The sequence below is a fragment of the Streptomyces flaveolus genome (genome assembly GCF_000716535.1).
GTDB classification, from domain to species: Bacteria; Actinomycetota; Actinomycetes; order Streptomycetales; family Streptomycetaceae; genus Streptomyces; species Streptomyces flaveolus_A.
In genome coordinates this window covers 24605-43636 of the sequence record NZ_JNWV01000055.1, presented here as the reverse complement: position 1 = coordinate 43636, position 19032 = coordinate 24605, and the positions used below count along the sequence as shown (strand labels likewise).

At 72.6% G+C, this 19032-nt stretch carries 13 protein-coding genes, 4 tRNA genes, 1 other RNA gene and 2 pseudogenes; 10 read left to right on the top strand and 10 right to left on the bottom strand.

Features of this window, described 5'->3' with window-relative positions; all coding sequences use genetic code 11:
* Nucleotides 1-345: 345 nt before the first annotated feature.
* Nucleotides 346-636: pseudogene (locus OO52_RS53440) on the bottom strand (site-specific integrase); the annotation flags it as partial.
* Between the two features lie 74 nt (nucleotides 637-710).
* Here OO52_RS53440 and OO52_RS41265 point away from each other — a divergent pair.
* Nucleotides 711-1157: pseudogene (locus tag OO52_RS41265) on the top strand (site-specific integrase); the annotation flags it as partial.
* Nucleotides 1158-1236: 79 nt separating this feature from the next.
* On the opposite strand, the gene OO52_RS41260 reads toward OO52_RS41265, so the two are convergent.
* A tRNA-Ser gene (locus OO52_RS41260) sits at nucleotides 1237-1324 on the bottom strand.
* Between the two features lie 119 nt (nucleotides 1325-1443).
* Between OO52_RS41260 and ffs the strand changes: the two genes are divergently transcribed.
* From ffs to OO52_RS41235, 6 genes are all read left to right on the top strand, one after another.
* An RNA gene (ffs, locus tag OO52_RS46645) (signal recognition particle sRNA small type) lies at nucleotides 1444-1542 on the top strand.
* A gap of 66 nt (nucleotides 1543-1608) precedes the next feature.
* A complete protein-coding gene (locus tag OO52_RS41255) occupies nucleotides 1609-3948 on the top strand; it encodes a DNA polymerase III subunit gamma and tau (RefSeq protein ID WP_030656939.1) in 2340 nt (779 codons plus the stop codon).
* A gap of 92 nt (nucleotides 3949-4040) precedes the next feature.
* Nucleotides 4041-5306: a phosphoribosylamine--glycine ligase gene (purD, locus tag OO52_RS41250; RefSeq protein WP_030656937.1), complete on the top strand. Its 1266-nt coding sequence runs from the start codon at nucleotides 4041-4043 to the stop codon at nucleotides 5304-5306.
* 288 nt (nucleotides 5307-5594) lie between these two features.
* Complete coding sequence (locus OO52_RS41245; RefSeq protein ID WP_030656935.1) at nucleotides 5595-8081, top strand: hypothetical protein; 2487 nt, start codon at nucleotides 5595-5597, stop codon at nucleotides 8079-8081.
* 263 nt (nucleotides 8082-8344) lie between these two features.
* The gene (locus OO52_RS41240) at nucleotides 8345-9844 is read left to right on the top strand and encodes a N,N-dimethylformamidase beta subunit family domain-containing protein (protein WP_030656933.1); all 1500 of its coding nucleotides are present in this window, start codon (nucleotides 8345-8347) and stop codon (nucleotides 9842-9844) included.
* A 104-nt stretch (nucleotides 9845-9948) separates the two neighbouring features.
* Nucleotides 9949-10848, top strand: coding sequence for a phosphoribosylaminoimidazolesuccinocarboxamide synthase (locus OO52_RS41235; RefSeq protein ID WP_030656931.1), 900 nt, complete (start codon nucleotides 9949-9951; stop codon nucleotides 10846-10848).
* Between the two features lie 45 nt (nucleotides 10849-10893).
* Here the strand turns inward: OO52_RS41235 and OO52_RS41230 are convergent.
* The 8 genes from OO52_RS41230 to OO52_RS41195 all read right to left on the bottom strand — a co-directional run bounded on the left by OO52_RS41230 (nucleotide 10894) and on the right by OO52_RS41195 (nucleotide 15468).
* A tRNA-Gly gene (locus tag OO52_RS41230) sits at nucleotides 10894-10966 on the bottom strand.
* A 23-nt stretch (nucleotides 10967-10989) separates the two neighbouring features.
* On the bottom strand, nucleotides 10990-11604 hold the full coding sequence (locus tag OO52_RS41225) for a response regulator transcription factor (RefSeq protein WP_030656929.1): 615 nt from the start codon (nucleotides 11602-11604) through the stop codon (nucleotides 10990-10992).
* A complete protein-coding gene (locus OO52_RS41220) occupies nucleotides 11601-12863 on the bottom strand; it encodes a sensor histidine kinase (protein WP_106972157.1) in 1263 nt (420 codons plus the stop codon). Before OO52_RS41220 ends, OO52_RS41225 begins: the two co-directional genes overlap by 4 nt.
* 17 nt (nucleotides 12864-12880) lie before the next feature.
* Entirely contained in the window at nucleotides 12881-13669 is a 789-nt protein-coding gene (locus OO52_RS41215) for an ABC transporter permease (RefSeq protein ID WP_030656926.1), read from the bottom strand.
* A complete protein-coding gene (locus OO52_RS41210) occupies nucleotides 13666-14628 on the bottom strand; it encodes an ABC transporter ATP-binding protein (RefSeq protein ID WP_030656925.1) in 963 nt (320 codons plus the stop codon). The genes OO52_RS41215 and OO52_RS41210 overlap by 4 nt, the downstream gene beginning before the upstream one ends.
* Before the next feature lie 130 nt (nucleotides 14629-14758).
* A tRNA-Gly gene (locus tag OO52_RS41205) sits at nucleotides 14759-14831 on the bottom strand.
* Between the two features lie 80 nt (nucleotides 14832-14911).
* A tRNA-Gly gene (locus OO52_RS41200) sits at nucleotides 14912-14983 on the bottom strand.
* A 167-nt stretch (nucleotides 14984-15150) separates the two neighbouring features.
* A complete protein-coding gene (locus OO52_RS41195; protein WP_030656924.1) occupies nucleotides 15151-15468 on the bottom strand; it encodes a histone-like nucleoid-structuring protein Lsr2 in 318 nt (105 codons plus the stop codon).
* Between the two features lie 310 nt (nucleotides 15469-15778).
* Between OO52_RS41195 and purS the strand changes: the two genes are divergently transcribed.
* From purS to purL, 3 genes are read left to right on the top strand one after another with little or no spacing between them, the layout of a single operon-like run.
* Nucleotides 15779-16042 carry a phosphoribosylformylglycinamidine synthase subunit PurS gene (gene purS, locus OO52_RS41190; RefSeq protein WP_030656923.1) on the top strand — a complete coding sequence of 88 codons (264 nt, stop codon included), beginning with the start codon at nucleotides 15779-15781 and terminating at the stop codon, nucleotides 16040-16042.
* Nucleotides 16039-16719 carry a phosphoribosylformylglycinamidine synthase subunit PurQ gene (gene purQ, locus OO52_RS41185; RefSeq protein ID WP_030656922.1) on the top strand — a complete coding sequence of 227 codons (681 nt, stop codon included), beginning with the start codon at nucleotides 16039-16041 and terminating at the stop codon, nucleotides 16717-16719. The genes purS and purQ overlap by 4 nt, the downstream gene beginning before the upstream one ends.
* Nucleotides 16716-18974: a phosphoribosylformylglycinamidine synthase subunit PurL gene (purL, locus tag OO52_RS41180; protein WP_030656921.1), complete on the top strand. Its 2259-nt coding sequence runs from the start codon at nucleotides 16716-16718 to the stop codon at nucleotides 18972-18974. The genes purQ and purL overlap by 4 nt, the downstream gene beginning before the upstream one ends.
* Nucleotides 18975-19032 lie beyond the last annotated feature (58 nt).

Sequence of the window (19032 nt, the reverse complement as noted above, 5' to 3'; positions counted from 1 at the left end):
AGCCGGTGGCCGTTCTTGTATCCGGACTCTCACTCCGACGCCGGGGCAAACGCCCGGATCAGGTGGGAACCCGTACACCACTTCTCAGGACGCAACCCCGACCTGGCGGGCCGCGCTCGCGGAACCGATGCCTGGCCGAACCATCGCCGGAGCTTGATTCTCGGCCTCGCTCGGCTCAGTCGGCTGATCAGCCTGTCACTTTGGTAGGGGTCCTAAGCGCCTCGAAGTCTGCGCTTCATCCTTCGCCGCGGCACAGCACGCCACTGTACGAACGACCTTGACGCCCTGGGCCGCGGTTCTTGCGAATGCGGACGTATCCCGCAAGGTCGACGTCCTCCCAGTGCAGCCCAGAGCGAGGGCGACGACCCACCGCGCACTGTTGCGGAGCTTGGCCGCTTCGACGAGCAGGCTCCGCACCTCTTCGATCGTGTACGGCTCGATGTCCTCCTCTTCGAGCCGGGGCGCCTTGGCGATCTCCGCCGCGTTGGTCGGGACGCGCCCGCGCCGCACCGCCTCACCGAGGGCGACCCGGATCGTCCGGTGGACGTGATGGGCGGTGCCGGCGGAGCTCCCGGAGTCCTGCATCTTCCGGTAGAAGCGCTCCAGGTGCTCGGGCTCCAGGCGGTCGAGCTTGTGGGGCGCCGTCGCCGACTGCGGGCACGTTGGGGCGTGCGCGGCGTGCTCCCATCCCGACCACCGCCGACCCAGGCAGAGCCGAGCGGCTGCGCCCGAAGTACGCGCACGGCTGCGGGTCCGACCCTTGCGGCCGGAAGGCGGGCTACTGCCCCAAGCGGGAGCAGATCCGGCGCGAGCACAAGTCCACCAAGTCGCGAGCCGGGCGGCGCACCATCGGGCTGCCCGACCCGCTGATCAAGATCCTGCGCCAGCACCAGGAAGCCCAGGAGGTGGAGCGCATCGCGGCTGGCGCCGACTGGGAGGGCAAGGGCTATGTCTTCGCCTCGCCGACCGGCGGGCCGCTGAGCCCGAACACTGACTTCCACGTCTGGAAGCGCTCGATCATGGGTTGGGAGCCTGGGGGAGCGGCCCGGATGCGCGCTCGCTACATGCATGTGACGGGGATCATGCTTCGCAAAGTCGCCCAACAGGTTGGCGAAGCGCTCTGGGAGCCGCTCGGGTCCGAGGAAAAGACCGACTGAGACGGAAACTGAGACGGACAACGTCGAAGGGCCCCACTGCGAACAGTGGGGCCCTTCGACATCGTGCCCGGTGAGGCACTGGCGGAGGATACGAGATTCGAACTCGTGAGGGGTTGCCCCCAACACGCTTTCCAAGCGTGCGCCCTAGGCCTCTAGGCGAATCCTCCGCCGGAAACATTACATGACCGAGGGGAGTGCTCGCGAACTCGTTCCCGCAGGCCGTCCCCGGGTGGGGTCGCGGGCCGGATCGGGTACAGACCGCTGCCCGCCATCGGGTACTGTGGGGCACAGCCCCTCACGCGGCGCTATCTGACTGAACTCCCCCAGGGCCGGAAGGCAGCAAGGGTAGGTCGGCTCTGGCGGGTGCGTGGGGGGCGCTTGCGTTCCGGGCCCCCGGGGGGCGGGTCCGGGGCGGGGCCGGTTGTCAGTGGGCGCCATTAACCTCGTATGCGTGTCGTCTCTCGCGCTGTACCGCCGCTATCGCCCGGAGACCTTTGCCGAGGTCATCGGGCAGGAGCATGTCACCGACCCGCTGCAGCAGGCGCTGCGGAACAACCGGGTCAATCACGCGTACCTGTTCAGCGGTCCGCGCGGATGCGGCAAGACGACCAGCGCGCGCATCCTCGCCCGCTGCCTGAACTGTGAGCAAGGTCCCACCCCGACGCCGTGCGGGGAGTGCCAGTCCTGCCGCGACCTGGCCAGGAACGGCCCGGGATCGATCGACGTCATCGAGATCGACGCGGCCTCTCACGGTGGTGTGGACGACGCCCGTGAGCTGCGCGAGAAGGCCTTCTTCGGTCCCGCGAGCAGCCGGTACAAGATCTACATCATCGACGAGGCCCACATGGTCACGTCGGCCGGCTTCAACGCGCTGCTGAAGGTCGTCGAGGAGCCGCCCGAGCACCTGAAGTTCATCTTCGCGACCACGGAGCCCGAGAAGGTCATCGGGACCATCCGGTCGCGGACCCATCACTACCCGTTCCGGCTGGTGCCGCCCGGCACCCTGCGGGACTACCTCGCCGAGGTGTGCGGGAAGGAGGACATCCCGGTCGAGGACGGCGTACTGCCGCTCGTCGTGCGCGCGGGCGCCGGCTCCGTGCGTGACTCCATGTCCGTCATGGACCAGCTCCTCGCCGGCGCCGGAGCGGACGGTGTGACGTATGCCATGGCCACCTCCCTCCTCGGCTACACCGACGGCTCCCTGCTCGACTCCGTCGTGGAGGCCTTCGCCACCGGTGACGGAGCCGCCGCCTTCGAGGTGGTCGACCGGATCATCGAGGGGGGCAACGACCCGCGCCGTTTCGTCGCCGACCTGCTGGAGCGGCTGCGGGACCTGGTGATCCTCGCCGCCGTGCCCGACGCCGTGGAGAAGGGGCTCCTCGACGCCCCGGCCGACGTCCTGGAGCGCATGCAGGCCCAGGCCGAGACCTTCGGCGCCGCCGAGCTGAGCCGCGCCGCCGACCTGGTCAACGAGGGCCTGACCGAGATGCGCGGCGCCACCTCGCCCCGCCTCCAGCTCGAACTGATCTGCGCCCGCGTCCTGCTCCCCGCGGCCTACGGCGACCAGCGGTCCGTGATGGCCCGGCTCGACCGCCTGGAGCGCGGCATCAGCTTCTCCGGCGGCGCCGGTGCGCCGTCCATGGGGTACGTCCCCGGCCCCGAGGCCCACGGCGGCGCCCTCGCACCGGGCGCGGGTACCGGCCCGGGAGGCGGTGGCTCGTCCGTGCCGGCTGGCGGAGGGCCTGCGGCGGCTCGCGCGGCGGTCCGGACCGCGGGGGGTCCGGGCGGCTCCTCCGGTCCGGCGGGTCCGGGTGAGTCAGCCCCGGTCGCCCCTGTCACCCCGGTCGCCCCTGCCGCTCCTGTGGCTACGGCGCCCGCCCCCACCCCTGCTCCGGCCGCCCAGACTCCGGCCGCCCCGGCTCCCGGCGCCTGGCCGACCGCCGCCCCCGCCGGTGGCGGCCGACGCCCCGGTGGCTGGCCCACGGCCACCGCTCCGGGCGGGCAGCAGGGACAGAGTCAGGGCGCCGGGCAGGGGGAGGGCCCCGGCCGCGCGGCCCCGGCCCAGCCCCAGCCGTCGTACCAGCCGGCCCAGTCCGCGCCCCCGGCCGCCCCGGCCCCGGCGCCGCAGGTTTCCGCCCCGGCCGCCCCCACCGGCGGTCTCGACCCGCGCGCGCTCTGGCCGAACATCCTGGAGGCCGTGAAGAACCGCCGCCGCTTCACCTGGATCCTGCTCAGCCAGAACGCCCAGGTGACCGGCTTCGACGGCACGACCCTCCAGCTCGGCTTCGTGAACGCCGGCGCGCGTGACAACTTCTCCGGCAGCGGCAGCGAGGACGTGCTGCGGCAGGCGCTGGCCGAGCAGTTCAACGTGCAGTGGAAGATCGAGGCGGTCCTCGACCCGTCCGGCGGCGGCTCCGCCCCGCCGGTCGCGGGCGGCCACGGCGGAGGCGGCGGCTACGGCGGAGGCGGCGGCTACGGCGGCTCTCCCGCCGGTGGCCATGGCGGCGCCCCCGGCGGCGGTGGCTACGGCGCCCCGGCAGGACCCCGCCCCGGGGCCTCCCAGTCGTCCCCGCAGGCGCCCGCCACCCCGCAGAGCGGCACCCCGGCCGCGCCCGCCGCGTCCGCCCCGGCTCCCCGGCCGGCCGCCGCGCCCGAGCCGCCGCCCGTCTCCCCCGAGGACGACATCCCGGAGGACGACGACCCGGATCTCGACGAGTCGGCGCTCTCCGGTCATGAGCTGATCGTGCGGGAGCTGGGGGCGACGGTGGTGGAGGAGTTCTCCAACGAGTGAGGGCCCCCGGGCACGGGGACCGGCCCTCTTTGGAGGAAAGTCCAACAAACCCGGCGCCCGGCCTTCGGCAACCTTGCCATTAGGCTGACCCCGTGAAGGTCCTCGTCATCGGCAGCGGCGCCCGCGAACACGCCCTGTGCCGCTCCCTGTCCCTCGACCCCGACGTCACCGCGCTGCACTGCGCCCCCGGCAACGCCGGCATCGCCGAGGTCGCCGAGCTGCACCAGGTCGACGCCCTCGACGGCGCCGCGGTGACCGCGCTGGCCACCGGCCTCGGTGCCGAACTGGTCGTCGTCGGCCCGGAGGCCCCGCTGGTCGCCGGTGTCGCCGACGCCGTCCGCGCGGCGGGCATCCCGGTCTTCGGCCCCTCCGGGGAGGCCGCGCAGCTCGAGGGCTCCAAGGCCTTCGCCAAGGACGTCATGGCGGCGGCCGGCGTGCCGACCGCCCGCTCCTACGTCTGCACCACCGCCGAGGAGGTCGCCGAGGCCCTCGACGCCTTCGGCGCCCCCTACGTCGTCAAGGACGACGGTCTCGCCGCCGGCAAGGGCGTCGTCGTCACCTCCGACGTCGAGGCCGCCCGGGCGCACGCCGCCGGGTGCGAACGCGTGGTGATCGAGGAGTTCCTCGACGGTCCCGAGGTGTCCCTGTTCGCCGTCACCGACGGTCGGACGGTCGTCCCGCTCCAGCCCGCCCAGGACTTCAAGCGCGCCCTGGACGGCGACGAGGGCCCGAACACGGGCGGCATGGGCGCGTACTCGCCGCTGCCGTGGGCCGACCCGAAGCTGGTCGACGAGGTGCTGGAGACGGTGCTGCAGCCGACCGTGGACGAGATGCGCCGCCGGGGCACGCCGTTCTCCGGTCTGCTCTACGCCGGTCTCGCGATCACCTCGCGCGGGGTCCGGGTCATCGAGTTCAACGCCCGCTTCGGCGACCCGGAGACCCAGGTCGTGCTGGCCCGGCTGCAGACCCCGCTGGCCGGTGTCCTGATGGCCGCCGCCACCGGCAACCTCGCCGACCTCCCGCCGCTGCGCTGGAGCGAGGACGCGGCCGTCACCGTCGTCGTCGCCTCGCACAACTATCCGGGCACCCCGCGCACCGGCGACCCGATCACCGGCCTGGACGAGGTGGCCGCCGAGGACGCCCCGCACGCGTACGTGCTGCACGCCGGCACGAAGCGGGACGGCGACGCCGTCGTCAGCGCGGGCGGACGCGTGCTGTCCGTCACGGCCACCGGCAAGGACCTGACCGAGGCGCGCGAGCGGGCGTACCGGGCGGTGGGCCGGGTCCGGCTCGACGGCTCGCAGCACCGCACCGACATCGCGGCGAAGGCGGCACGGGCGGCGCAGACGCAGGCGTGAACACGGCCGGTACGGCTCCCTCGTACCGCCCCTCGCACCCCCATCAGGCCCCGGAGGCAATCCGGGGCCTGATCTTTGCTGTCTGTCACCCAGCTCTGACCAAAGCCATTCCATCGAGTGAGCAATCGCCCATATGGCTGACGGGGGCCGGGGCCGCAACTAGGGTGCCGCGCAAGCGTTCCGGCACTTGGCCCACCGGCATTGCGATGTCAGTGGCGGGTGCCACAGTGGGGGAGTGAGCAAGACCAGGGCAGCACGCGATCGCCAGGGAGGGGGCGAGATCGGCACGTGACCGGAATCGGTGTGGAGGCGGGCGCGCAGGCCGCGCGCTCCCGGGCCCTCGCCGTGCTGCGGGTCCGGGGCCGGGCGCTGGCCGTGGCCGTGCTGCCCGCGGGCACCGAGGTGATCCTGCTGACCGGCGCCTCCACCGGCCATCTCGTCGGCCCGGGCTGGGACGCTGCCCGGTGGGCGGTCGGCGTGCTCGCGGTGCTGGTGCTGCTGGCCGCGACCGGTATCGCGGTGGTCGTGTCCCGGGCCCGTCCCGCCATGAGTCCCACGGTGCCGGTCCCGGAGGAGTCCGCCCCCGACCTGTACCGGATGGTGCGCGACCTCGCCGACCGGCTGGACGTGCCGGCGCCCTCGGCCATAGCGCTGACCCCGGACTGCGACAGCTGGCTGGAGGACCGGGCCCACTCGGCCCACGGGCCGCCCCCGCGTCCGGCGGCCGACGAGATAGCGGGCCCCGGCCGCCGCCGGACCCCCCTCGCGCCGGTCCTCGTCATCGGCTCCCCGTTCCTGTGGTGGATGCGCGTCGGCGAGCTGCGCGCCGTCCTCGCCCCGGTCATCGCCGGTACGGGCCCCTCGGCGCACCCGGACATAGCCGCCGCCCGCCGCTTCGTGCGCGGGCTGGACGCGGCCGTGGCCGTCGCCTCGACCAGGGGCCGCTGCCCGCTGACCCGCGGGGTGTGCGCCGGCCTCGGCTGGGTGGCCCGTCTGCTGCTGCGCGGCTGCCGGGAGCACGCGACCCTGATGGAGCGCGGGGTGGCGGCGGCGGCGGCCGAGCGCGCCCAGGCGGTGGACTACGGCCTGCGGATCGTCGCCCAGGAGCAGGTCGGGCTCGCGTACGCCGGCTGGGACCGGCTGCTGACGAGAGTGGCGCTGCCGGCCTGGCGCATGGGGCGGTGGCCGTCCCGGCTCGACGCGGGGGTGGTGGCGGCGCTCACCGAGCTGTCCCGCCGGGACCGGCTCGCCGAGGGCTTCGCCTCCCGGCTCGGTGAGCGGCCCGCGTGCGATCTCCTGGAGGAGCCCGGCGCGATCGACGAAGCCACCTCCCTCCTCGCCGCCCGGCTCTTCCACGGGGGCCCCGCCGAATCGGGCGCCGACTGGGCTCCGGTGGACTGGCAGGCGTATCCGGAGGAGGTCGTGGACCGCACCTGGCGCGCCGACGCGGCCCGCCTGCACCGCGTCCTGGACACCCTCGGCGTCCGCCCCTCCCTCGACCCCAGCACCCCCGACCCCGGCGGCCCCACCCTGGCCCGAGTCCTGGACCACCTCACGTCTCCCCCCGACGGCGGCCTCTGGGACGCGAGAGAAACGGTGGACGCGGGGGCGCAGGGCGCCGGGACAGCCGGGGCTTCTGCTCCCGGAGCCGATGGTGCGAGCGCGGGCGTGACGGACGCCCCGGCCGCTGCGGCGGCTTCTTCGGAAGCGGCTGGAGCCGACGGCACCGCCCCCGGCACGGTGGCCACCCCGGCCTTTGGCCCCTCTGCTTCCAGAGCTGATGCTGCTGTTTCCGGGGCGACGGGCCCGTCGGCCCCTGAGGCTGCTGGTCTCGGAGCCGGCGGCACCGCCCCCGGCACGGCGGGCACCCTGGCCTTCGGCCCCTCTGCCTCCAGAGCCGATGGTGCGGGCGCGGGCGTGACGGACGACCCGGCCGCTGCGGCGGCTTCTTCGGAAGCGGCTGGAGCCGGCGGCACCGGCCCCGGCACGACGGGCACCCCGGCCTTCGGCCCCTCTGCTTCCAGAGCTGATGCTGCTGTTTCCGGGGCGACGGGCCCGTCGGCCCCTGGGGCTGCTGGTTCCGAAGCGGCTGGAGCCGACGGCACCGCCCCCGGCACGACGGGCGTCCCGGCCCCCGGCCCCACTGCCTTCGAAGCCGGTGGCGTCGGTGGCGCCGGTGGGGAGGCGGCAGGCGCCTCGGCCGCCGGGTCCTCCGACGCCCGGGCCGACGACACCGTCCCGGGAAGCACGGGCGCCCGGTCGGCGGACCCGGCTCCCCCAGCCCCCGAACCCGCCACCTCCGCCGACAGTGCCCTCCCCGGCCCGGAGTACGGGCCTCAGCTCCCCTTCGGCGAAGAAGAGGACCCCACCACCGAGCGCAGTGCCGCTCTCGCCGCCGGGCTGAGTGCCGAGCTGGCTCGGGAGGAGGCCGCCGGGGTGGACGGAAGCGACGCGGGCGGGCGGAGCCCCGAGAGCGCCCAGTGGGACGAGTTCGCCTGCGGACTGCCCCCCTTCCCGCTGCAACCCCAGCGCACCGCCCGCGAGCTGCTCGCCGACCACGTCACGGCGATGGTGTGCTGCGCGGCCGTGGACACCGCCGGTGCCGTCCCCGCCCTGGACTGGCTGGACGGCCCCTCCCTGCTGCTGGGAGGCGAGCGGGCCGCCGACCTGGCGCCCAAGGTCCTCACCCTGATCGAGGAGGGAGATCCGGGCCCGCTGCGCGACTGGCTGGCCGCGTCCGGCATACGCCCGGAGAAGCCCGTACGCCTCGTCTGACCCGAGCGTGAACCCGCCCGCCCGCTTCCGCCGGCGGCCGTCCGGAAACCCGCTCCGGAACCCGTACCGGAAAAGCGACTTCCAGTTCAGGTCAATTCGCAACGACTAGTGACCGTCCCCGTGCGTTATGTGATGTGCTGGGACCGACCACGCCTTTGGCAAAGGCACGCGACATACGACAGTACGGCCGAGCACGTACGAGCACACCGAGCACAGTGAGCACCACCGAGACAGGCACGGGGGCCTGAGGGAGGGGAGCGACCATGGCCTCGGACCACATCCGCCGCTGGGAGTCCGGAGCACTCGCGCACGCCGTCACGGACCCCTTCGGTCAGGGCCCGGTGCCCTGGCTGCGCGGCAGCGAGACGTACTTCGACGACACCGGCCACGTCGTGCCCTGGTACGTCGACCCCAGCCCGCAGCAGCTCACCGGCGGCGACCGCGCACGCGTCCCGGCGCCCCGCGCGGCCGGGTCCGGCCCCCGCTCGGCCGACGACGTGCACCGCCAGATCAAGGGCTTCACCTCCACCGGCGCGGTCGCGCCCGGCGAGGCGATCGACTTCCACATCACGGTCGACCCGCCGCAGCAGTTCAGCGTGGACATCTACCGCATCGGCCACTACGGCGGCGACGGCGCGTCCAAGATCACCACCAGCCCCCGCCTCTCCGGCATCGTCCAGCCCCCGCCGCTGACCGCCGACCGCACGGTCTCCTGCCACCACTGGTGGCTGTCCTGGCGCCTCCAGGTGCCCTCCTACTGGAGCATCGGCGCCTACGTGGCCGTCCTGACCACCGCCGACGGCTACCGCTCCCACGTGCCGTTCACGGTCCGCGACGACCACCCCGCCGACCTCCTGCTGCTGCTGCCGGACATCACCTGGCAGGCGTACAACCTCTACCCGGAGGACGGTCGCACCGGCGCCAGCCTCTACCACGCCTGGGACGAGAAGGGTCGGCTGCTGGGGGAGGCCGACGCCGCGACCACCGTCTCCTTCGACCGGCCGTACGCCGGCGCCGGCCTGCCCCTGCACGTCGGCCACGCCTACGACTTCATCCGCTGGGCCGAGCGCTACGGCTACGACCTCGCCTACGCCGAGGCCCGTGACCTGCACGCCGGCCGGATCGACCCCACCCGCTACCGGGGGCTGGTCTTCCCGGGCCACGACGAGTACTGGTCGGTGCCGATGCGCCGGGCCGTCGAGGACGCCCGCGACCGTGGCACCTCGCTGGTCTTCCTCTCCGCCAACACCATGTACTGGCAGGTGGAGCTGGGCCCGTCCCCGTCCGGTGTCCCGGACCGGCTGCTGACCTGCCGCAAGCGCAAGGGCCCCGGACGGCCGGTGCTGTGGCGGGAGATCGACCGGCCCGAGCAGCAGCTGGCCGGCATCCAGTACGCGGGCCGCGTGCCCGAGCCGCATCCGCTGATCGTCCGCAACGCCGGCCACTGGCTGTGGGAGTCGACCGGCGCGCACGAGGGCGACGAGATCGCGGGCCTGGTCGCCGGCGAGGCGGACCGTTACTTCCCGCGCACCCCGCTGCCCGAGCACGACGAGCGCATCCTCCTCGCGCACTCCCCCTACACCGACAACGACGGCGTCCTGCGCCACCAGGAGACGTCGCTCTACCGCGCCCCCTCCGGGGCCTGGGTGTTCGCCTCCGGCACCTTCGCCTGGTCCCCGGCCCTGGACCGACCGGGCCATGTCGACGCCCGTGTCCAGCGCGCCACGGCGAACCTGCTGGACCGCATCTGCAAACGCGACTGACACCACACCATCCACCCCCGGCGCCCCGACCCGCACCCCAGGGCGCGCCCTATCAGCCCCATACGGGAGAATCGAGGCATTGGACAGAACCACGGGGAGGAACCGTGTCCGGATTCGTAGAAAAGCCTGAGCCGATCGAGGTTCCGGGCCTGGTGCACCTGCACACCGGAAAGGTGCGCGACCTGTACCAGAACGAGGCGGGCGACCTCGTGATGGTCGCCAGCGACCGCATGTCCGCCTACGACTGGGTACTGCCCACGGAGATCCCCGACAAGGGCCGTGTCCTCACCCAGCTCTCCCTGTGGTGGTTCGACCAGCTCCGCGACCTCGCGAAGAACCACGTCATCAGCTCCGAGGTGCCCGAGGGCGCCCCGGCCGACTGGGCGGGCCGCACGCTGGTCTGCAAGTCCCTGAAGATGGTCCCGGTGGAGTGCGTGGCCCGCGGCTACCTCACCGGCTCCGGCCTCGCCGAGTACCAGGAGTCCCGTACGGTCTGCGGCCTCGCCCTCCCCGAAGGCCTCGTCGACGGCTCCGAACTCCCCGCCCCGATCTTCACCCCGGCCACCAAGGCCGAGGTCGGCGAGCACGACGAGAACGTCTCCTACGAGGAGGTGGCCCGCCAGGTCGGCGCCGAGACCGCCGCCCAGCTCCGCCAGGCCACGCTCGCGGTGTACTCGCGCGCCCGGGACATCGCCCGGGACCGGGGGATCATCCTGGCCGACACCAAGTTCGAGTTCGGCTTCGACGGAGACACCCTCGTCCTCGCCGACGAGGTCCTCACCCCGGACTCCTCCCGCTTCTGGCCGGCCGACCAGTGGCAGCCGGGCCGCGCCCAGCCGTCGTACGACAAGCAGTTCGTCCGGGACTGGCTGACCTCGCCGGAGTCCGGCTGGGACCGCAAGAGCGAGCAGCCCCCGCCGGCGCTGCCGGAGGAGGTCGTGGCGGCGACCCGGCAGAAGTACGTGGAGGCGTACGAGCGGCTGACGGGCACGAGCTGGTCGTAGGGCACGAAGAAGACCCCGGTCCAGCGGACCGGGGTCTTGTTCCCGAGCGGACGACGAGGCTCGAACTCGCGACCTCAACCTTGGCAAGGTTGCGCTCTACCAACTGAGCTACGTCCGCGTTGCGCCGTGGCGCGAGAGCAACTATACCCAACCTCGCTCGCGTGCGAGACGTACTGCCGCATGACGGTTCTCGGCACCGAGCTTCGTGACCGCCGAGGAGAGGTAGTTCCGCACGGTCCCCGGTGACAGGGCGGCCCGCTCGGCGATCTCCGTGACCGGCGCTCCGTCGGCGGCCAGCTCCAGCACCTCGGCTTCCCGCGCGGTCAGCGGGGAGTCCCCGGCGGAGATCGCGTCGGCGGCCAACTCGGGGTCCACGTAGCGGTTTCCGGCATGCACGGTGCGGATGATCTCGGCGAGCCGCTGGGCGCTGACGGTCTTCGGGACGAACCCCCGCACACCGGCCGCGAGCGCCCGTTTCAGATGCCCGGGCCGTCCGTGCCCGGTGACGATCAGCACCTGGCAGCCGGGCAGTTCGGCGCGCAGGGATGTGGCGACCTTCACACCGTCGGCGCCCGGCATCTGGAGGTCCAGGACGGCCACGTCGGGCCGGTGCGCCCGGGCCATCGCCAGTGCCTCGGGCCCGCTCGCCGCCTCCGCGACGACCAGCAGATCGTCCTCCAGGGACAGCAACGCGGCCAGCGCACCCCGGATCAGGTGCTCGTCGTCGGCGAGCAACAGCCGTACCGGTGCGCTCACGAGGTGACTCCCTTCACGTGGGTCACGGATTCCGCTGTGCTCAGCGGCACTTCCGCCACCAACCGGAACCGGTCCCGGTCGGCGCCGGCGAATCCGGCCTCCAACGTCCCGCCCACGGCGGCCAGCCGCTCCCGCAGCCCGGCCAGCCCCGATCCGCCGCCACCGTCCGCCGCCACGGCCCCGTCGTTCTCCACCGTCAGCACTGCCCGCCCCTCCCGCACCGACAGCCCCACCGCGCACCGGCCCGCGTCCCCGTGCCGCAGCACGTTGGTGGTGGCCTCGCGCACCACCCAGCCGAGCGCGGACTGCACCTCGGCGGGCAGTCCGCCGGGCTCCGCCCGGACCTCGCAGTCGATCCCGGCCGCCGTCAGCACGCCCTGGGCACCGGCGAGTTCGACGCCGAGGTCGGCCTCGCGGTAGCCGCGTACGACGGCCCGCACCTCCCGCTGGGACTCCTGCGCGATGCGCTGCACCTCGATCATCTGCTCCACGGCCTCCGGCCGTCCCCGCCGGGCCAGTTGCACGGCCAGCTCGCTCTTGAGGGAGATCACGGACAGGTTCCGCCCCAGCACGTCGTGCAGGTCGCGTCCGAAGCGAAGCCGTTCCTCGGCGACGGCGAGCCGGGCCTCCGCCTCCCGGGCCCGTTCCGCCTCCCACAGCACGGCCAGGGTCCAGGCGCCGCAGCGGCAGGCGAGCAGCGAGAACACCGTCTGGAAGGCCACCATCAGGAAGGTCGCGAGCAGGCCCACGGTGTCGTGGTCGGCGAGCCACACGCCACCTGTCAGCACGGCCGCGAGCACCGCCGACCGGCGCAGGAACACCCGTACCGGGACCGTGAGTCCGTACAGCAGCCCGAACGGCAGCAGGCAGGCGCCGAGCGCCAGCCGGACCGTCATCGGGTCGGCCGCGTCCAGCGCCGAGAGGGCGACGGTCAGCGCCAGGGCCAGGGCCAGCAGGACGGCCGGGGCGCGGTGGGCGTCGGCCGGCAGCCGGGCGCGCCCCAGGTAGTGGTCGAGCGCGGGCCGGGTGAGCCGGTTCGAGGCCACGCACTGCAGGGCCGCCACGAGCGCGAGCAGCACGCCCAGGACGACCGCCACGGGCCGGTGCCGCAGCCCGCCCACCAGGGGCAGCAGCAGCCAGCCGAGCGAGAAGAACCAGGTCGTGACGTACCAGGTGACGACCGTGTACAGCTCGACCCGTTCCGCCTTGCTGCGCTCCCGCCAGTGCCGCTGCTGCCACCGCCGAATCCGCCCCACCACGAGCGCCCCCCCGTCCCTCAGCGCCGGGGCTCCCACCGGAACCACCGCCCTACAGCAAACACCGCCAGCACGGTCCAGGCCAGCGCGGTCGCGAGCGCGCCGAACGCCTCGTACGTGCTCAACCCGCCGGTCCAGCCCGCCCGGACGAGCCGGATCGCGGGGGACAGCGGGAGCAGCTCGCAGACGGAGGCGAGCTTCGCCGGCATGACCTCGGTGGGGAACATGATCCCGGAGCCGATCATCGACACGAACACCAGCGGCAGCGCGGTGACCTGGCCGCTCTCCACGGTCCGGGTGAAGGACGCGGTGAGGGCGGCGAGCGCCGCGCTCAGCACCAGTCCGGCCGCCAGTCCCAGCAGGGTCAGGTACGGCGCCCTGGGCGCCCCGGCGTCCAGCAGGACCGCGCATCCGGCGCACAGCAGCAGCGCCTGTGCGAGGCCGAGGCCCAGGGCGGGCAGGGCGGTGCCGGTGAGGATCTCGGGGTCGGTGAGTTCGCCGGTGCGCAGCCGTTTGAGGACCAGTTCCTCGCGGCGGGCGACGTAGGCGTTGACGAGCGAGGTGTAGACGGCGAACAGGAGGGAGAAGCCGATCGCGGCCGTGAGCATGGCCGCGCCGATGCTGATGCCCCGCTTCTCCAGGTCCAGCTGGTCGAGGGCCGGGCGCACGCTGAACGGCAGCGCGAGCGGCACCACGAGCGCGGTGAAGACGACCCCGCGGTTGCGGCCGAGGAGGGCCAGCTCGGCCCGCGCCAGCGCCCGCAGCCGCCGTACCGAGGGCGTCAGGGCGCGCGGAGCGAGGGTGCTCATGCCGCGGCCTCCGCTTCCCGGGCGATCCCGAGGAACGCCTCCTCCAGCGAGGCCGAGCGGACGTCGAGGCCGCGCAGTTCGACACCGGCCCGCTCGGCCCAGACGAGGACGGCGGTGGCGGTCCGCTGGAGTTCGCGGGTGCGCAGCCGGACGACCCGGCCGTCGCTCTCGTGCCCGCAGACGCCGAGTTCGGCCAGGGGCGGCAGGTCGCCGAGGAAGTAGCCGTCGGGCAGTTCGAAGGACATCCGGGAGGGGCGTCCGGCGGTGACCTCGGCGGGGGTGCCGGAGGCGGCGATGCGGCCCTCGTGCAGGATGGCGAGCCGGTCGGCGAGGCCCTCTGCCTCCTCCAGGTAGTGCGTGGTGAGCAGCACGGTGGTGCCGGCGTCCCGCAGCCGGCGCACCAGCGCCCAGGTGTCCCGGCGGCCCTCTGCGTCGAGCCCGGTCGTCGGCTCGTCGAGGAACAGCACCTCGGGGTCGCCGAGCAGGGCGAGCGCCAGGTCGAGGCGCCGCCGTTCGCCGCCGGACAGCTGCTTGACCCGTACGCCCCGCTTGCCCGCGAGCCCCACCAGCTCCAGCACGTCCGCCGCTCCAGCCTTCGGCCCACCGGCGACCGGCCGGGCGCCGGTCGTGCAGCCCGCCCACATCCGGGCGGTCTCCGCGACGGTCAGCTCGGCGGGGAAGCCGCCCTCCTGGAGCATGACGCCGGTGCGGGGCCGTACGGCGGCCCGCTCGCGGTGGGGGTCGTGGCCGAGCACCCGGACCCGGCCGCCGGCCGGTGGGGCGAGTCCTTCCAGCAGTTCGACCGTGGAGGTCTTTCCGGCGCCATTGGTGCCCAGCAGGGCGAAGATCTCCCCGCGCGCCACGGAGAAGGTGATTCCGCGTACGGCCTCGAACCCGCCCCCGTAGACACGCCTGAGGTCGGTGACCTCGATCACGTGCTCGTGTCCGTCGATGTCCATGACACCAGCGTCCCGGCGGTGTGCCCCGGCCGGCAGTGCGCGGTGTCACCGCTCGGCATGACAAATGTCAGCAAGGGTCCGGCCGGACGACGAAAAGACCCCGGTCCAGTGGACCGGGGTCTCTTTCCCGAGCGGACGACGAGGCTCGAACTCGCGACCTCAACCTTGGCAAGGTTGCGCTCTACCAACTGAGCTACGTCCGCACTGCTCCCGATCGGCTCCCACCGATCGGTGCGAACACCAGCCTACCTGATCCACAAGCGTGGTCGTGTCGGCGGTGCAGAGCGGGTGACAGGAATCGCACACTGCGCCTTCCCCCTGGAAGGGGGATGTTCTACTACTGAACTACACCCGCACGGTCCTCGGGATCCGGCCCGTCGGCCTCGCCCCTCGGCGTGTCCCAGACATTAGCTGATCAGCAGGGGGGTAGCGCAAGTCGGCTCCTCCCGAGGCCCCGTTTGCCCCAAGTGCACGGTCCTCAGGGCCCGCTGACGGGCCCTGAGGACTCGCCCCTTCGCGGGCTCACTGCGCGGCGCTGAACGCCTCGTAGACCTTCTTCGGAATGCGTCCACGGGCGGGGACGTCCATCTTGTTGGCCTGGGCCCAGGCGCGGACGGCCGCCGGGTCGGGGGCGACCTCCGTCTGCTTGTACGCCTTGCCGGACCGCGACCGCTTGCGGCCGGCCTCGACGTAGGGCGCGAGCGCCTTGCGCAGTTTCTTGGCGTTGCTTTCGTTCAGGTCGATCTCGTACGACTTGCCGTCGAGTCCGAAGGCGATCGTCTCCGCCGCTTCCGAGCCGTCGATGTCGTCAAAGAGAGTGACCACGACCTTTTGCGCCACGAATATCGGTCCCTTCGTGCAGCACGTCGTTACAGCTCAACGCCGACGACGTGCCGAGTATCGGCTATTGCCAATTCATTTGTACAGTGCCCGGCAATGCAAAGTGAAGCCCGACTAAATCCGTCCGCGTGTCCGGGCGCAATAGGTGTGGTGGACGGACCGTGGAACTTTCCCAGAACTTTTCACGGGCGTGTGGCTTCGACACCCGATCGTGATGCGCCTCACGTACATTCCTCCAACTCTACTCGCGTAGAAATTTTGTGCGGGTAGTCTGAAGGAACCTGCTCAGCACCACACACCGGGAGTGCCAGTGGCACGCGTCGTAGTCGACGTCATGCTCAAGCCGGAGATCCTCGACCCCCAGGGCCAGGCGGTCCAGCGTGCGCTGCCGCGCCTGGGTTTCCAAGGGATCTCGGACGTACGTCAGGGAAAGCGTTTCGAACTGGAAGTTGACGGGCCGGTCGACGAGGCCGCGCTCGCCCGCATCCGCGATCTTGCGGAATCCTTCCTCGCCAACACCGTGATCGAGGACTTCACCGTCCGGGTCGATGAAGTCGCGGAGGCGGCCAAGTGACCGCTCGTATTGGCGTCGTCACTTTCCCGGGCAGCCTGGACGACCGGGACACCCAGCGCGCGATCCGTATCGCCGGGGCGGAGCCGGTCGCCCTCTGGCACAAGGACAAGGACCTCAAGCAGGTCGACGCCGTCGTGCTGTGCGGCGGTTTCTCCTACGGCGACTACCTGCGGGCCGGCGCCATCGCCCGCTTCTCGCCGGTGATGGAGCCGCTCGTCGAGCAGGCGAAGGCCGGACTGCCGGTCCTCGGCATCTGCAACGGCTTCCAGATCCTCACCGAGGCCCATCTCCTCCCGGGCGCGATGCTCGGCAACGACCACCTCCACTTCATCTGCCGCGACCAGAAGCTGCGGGTGGAGAACGCGGAGACCTCCTGGACCGGCGACTTTCGCCGGAGCCAGGAGATCCACATCCCGCTGAAGAACATGGACGGCCGGTACGTCGCCGACGAGTACACGCTCGACAAGCTGGAGGCGGAGGGCCGCGTCGTCTTCCGTTACCTGGACTTCAACCCGAACGGCTCGCTGCGGGACATCGCCGGCATCACCAACGAGGCCGGGAACGTCGTCGGCCTCATGCCGCACCCCGAGCACGCCGTCGAGCCGCTGATCGGTACGGGCCGTACCGACGGGCTCCCGTTCTTCACCTCGATCCTCAAGAAGCTGGTCAACGCATGAGCCGGACGCCTCTGGACACGGTCGAGCACGCGGCCGCGACCCCCGACGTCGAGCTGCCCTGGGCCGAACTCGGCCTGAAGAAGGACGAGTACGAGCGGGTGGTGGAGATCCTCGGCCGCCGCCCGACCGGCGCCGAGCTCGCCATGTACTCGGTCATGTGGTCCGAGCACTGCTCGTACAAGTCGTCGAAGGTGCACCTGCGCCAGTTCGGCGAGAAGGCGCCGCAGAGCGACGCGCTGCTCGTCGGGATCGGCGAGAACGCCGGTGTCGTCGACGTCGGCCAGGGCTACGCCGTCACCTTCAAGGTCGAGTCGCACAACCACCCGTCGTACGTCGAGCCCTACCAGGGCGCGGCCACGGGTGTCGGCGGCATCGTCCGCGACATCATCGCGATGGGCGCCCGCCCGGTGGCGGTCGTGGACCCGCTGCGGTTCGGCGCGGCCGACCACCCCGACACCAAGCGCGTCCTGCCGGGCGTGGTCGCGGGCATCGGCGGCTACGGCAACTGCCTGGGCCTGCCCAACATCGGCGGCGAGGTCGTCTTCGACGCCTGCTACCAGGGCAACCCGCTGGTCAACGCCGGTGCCATCGGTGTGATGCGGCACGAGGACATCCACCTCGCGAAGGCCTCCGGCGCGGGCAACAAGGTCATCCTGTACGGCGCCCGGACCGGCGGCGACGGCATCGGCGGCGCGTCGATCCTGGCGAGCGAGACCTTCGACGACGCCAAGCCCTCGAAGCGGCCCGCCGTGCAGGTCGGCGACCCCTTCCAGGAGAAGCTGCTCATCGAGTGCACCCTGGAGGCGTTCCGGGAGAAGCTGGTCGTCGGCATCCAGGACCTCGGCGCGGCCGGTCTGTCCTGCGCCACCTCCGAGCTGGCCTCCAACGGTTCCGGCGGCATGCGCGTCACCCTGGACGACGTCCCGCTGCGCGACTCCACGCTCTCGCCGGAGGAGATCCTCATGAGCGAGTCGCAGGAGCGCATGTGCGCCGTCGTCGAGCCGGACAAGGTCGACCGCTTCCTGGAGATCTGTGAGAAGTGGGACGTCATCGCCACCGTCATCGGTGAGGTCACCGACGGCGACCGGCTGGAGATCTTCTGGCACGGCGAGAAGATCGTCGACGTCAACCCGCGCACGGTCGCGCACGAGGGCCCGGTCTACGAGCGCCCCTACGCGCGCCCCGAGTGGCAGGACGCCCTCCAGGCCGACGACGCGAACAAGCTGCCCCGCCCGGAGACGGGCGAGGAGCTGAAGGCCCAGGTCCTGAAGCTGGTCGGCTCGCCGAACCAGGCCTCCAAGAAGTGGATCACGTCCCAGTACGACCACTTCGTGCAGGGCAACACCGTCCTCGCCCAGCCGGAGGACTCCGGCATGATCCGCGTGGACGAGGAGACCGGTCTCGGCGTCGCCATCGCGACGGACGGCAACGGCCGCTACGCCAAGCTCGACCCGTACACGGGCGCCCAGCTGGCCCTGGCCGAGGCCTACCGCAACGTGGCGACCACCGGCGCCAAGCCGCTGGCCGTCTCCGACTGCCTGAACTTCGGCTCGCCCGAGGACCCGGCGGTGATGTGGCAGTTCGCCGAGGCCGTGCGCGGTCTCGCCGACGGCTGCCAGCAGCTGGGCACCCCGGTGACCGGCGGCAACGTCTCGCTCTACAACCAGACCGGCGAGGCCGCCATCCACCCCACCCCGGTGGTGGCCGTGCTCGGTGTGATCGACGACGTCGCCCGTCGCACCCCGGTCGCCTTCCAGGAGGAGGGCCAGCTGGTCTACCTCCTCGGCGACACCCGGGAGGAGTTCGGCGGCTCGGCCTGGTCCCAGGTCATCCACGACCACCTGGGCGGCCTGCCCCCGCAGGTCGACCTGGAGCGCGAGCGGCTGCTGGCCGAGATCCTGATCTCCGCCTCCCGCGACGGCATGATCGACTCCGCGCACGACCTGTCCGACGGCGGTCTGGTGCAGGCCGTGGTCGAGTCCGCGCTGCTCGGCGGCAAGGGCGCGCGTCTGGTCGTACCCGACGGCCTGGACGCCTTCACCTTCCTGTTCTCCGAGTCGGCCGGCCGTGCGATCGTCGCCGTGCCGCGCTCGGAGGAGGTCCGCTTCAACGACATGTGCGGCGCGCGCGGCCTGCCGGCCACCCGCATCGGTGTCGTCGACGGCGACGCGGTCGAGGTGCAGGGCGAGTTCACCCTCTCCCTCGCCGAGCTGCGCGAGGCCCACGAGGGCACGATCCCGGCGCTGCTGGCGTAGCGCACACAGGGACCACGGCGCGTACGGCACGCCGGAGCCCCCGTCCGGACTCACGTTC

Coding starts and splice junctions, on each gene's coding strand:
- OO52_RS41215 (WP_030656926.1), bottom strand. CDS start 13,669: ATGAGCACCCTCGCTCCGCGCGCCCTGACGCCCTCGGTACGGCGGCTG.
- OO52_RS41210 (WP_030656925.1), bottom strand. CDS start 14,628: ATGGACATCGACGGACACGAGCACGTGATCGAGGTCACCGACCTCAGG.
- OO52_RS41240 (WP_030656933.1), top strand. CDS start 8,345: ATGGCCTCGGACCACATCCGCCGCTGGGAGTCCGGAGCACTCGCGCAC.
- purL (WP_030656921.1), top strand. CDS start 16,716: ATGAGCCGGACGCCTCTGGACACGGTCGAGCACGCGGCCGCGACCCCC.